The sequence below is a fragment of the Vibrio sp. 10N.222.49.C9 genome (genome assembly GCF_041474985.1).
Lineage (GTDB): Bacteria > Pseudomonadota > Gammaproteobacteria > Enterobacterales > Vibrionaceae > Vibrio > Vibrio crassostreae_C.
Genome location: NZ_JBFRVD010000968.1, coordinates 1 through 773, shown reverse-complemented (window position 1 = coordinate 773; position 773 = coordinate 1). Strand labels below are relative to the sequence as shown.

Sequence of the window (773 nt, the reverse complement as noted above, 5' to 3'; positions counted from 1 at the left end):
GGACAAGAGGCCTCGTTTTTAGTAGGTGGGGAGATCCCAATGATCACCTCGGATACGAATGGAACGACGATAAGTTTTAAAGAGTATGGTATTGGGTTGGAAATAGCCGCAAAGGTGCACAACGAACAAGAAATTCGTTTGCGAGTACAGCCAAGTGTCAGTGTTGTTGACCAAATTTATAAAACGACAACCGCTGAAGTACCACAGTTATCAACGCGAAAAGCGACTACTACCATTGAAATTGCTGACGGTCAGACATTCATGATCGGCGGCTTAATGAATACAGAAGATATCGAGTCATTACAGAAAATCCCTCTTCTGGGCGATATTCCCTTCTTCGGAGCTCTATTTAGTAAAGCGACAACTAATAGAAAAACAACTGAGGTCGTGATTATTGCCACCGTTAATTTGGTTAAGCCGACCAAAGCAAACGAGTTAAACCTTCCACGGATACATAAAACCAATACCTTCACTCGCTGGCTAGGTATGAGTAGTGAATTCAGCGAACGAAATCAACAAGATGCTGAGTTAGTTCAGCTGATGGACAATGGAGGGTTTGCGCAATGAGGAATCTATTTGCTCTACTGCTCTCGATAACTGTTTTAGGGTGTGCAGATCATGCTTTACAAGACAGAGGTACGCAGAGCTTAGCCTATCAAGAAAAACATCAATTTGAACTGAGATTTGAGACCTCTGAGAAGCAGATTGAGTTTTCTAGAATTGAAGCCATCGTTGATCAGTTTGATGTCCAGCAAGCCCGCTATGAACTTTAT

General features: G+C 42.4%; 2 pseudogenes. Both read left to right on the top strand.

Features of this window, described 5'->3' with window-relative positions:
* A pseudogene (locus AB4585_RS26455) lies at positions 1-567 on the top strand (hypothetical protein); the annotation flags it as partial.
* Positions 564-773: pseudogene (locus AB4585_RS26450) on the top strand (hypothetical protein); the annotation flags it as partial. The pseudogenes AB4585_RS26455 and AB4585_RS26450, both read left to right, overlap by 4 nt.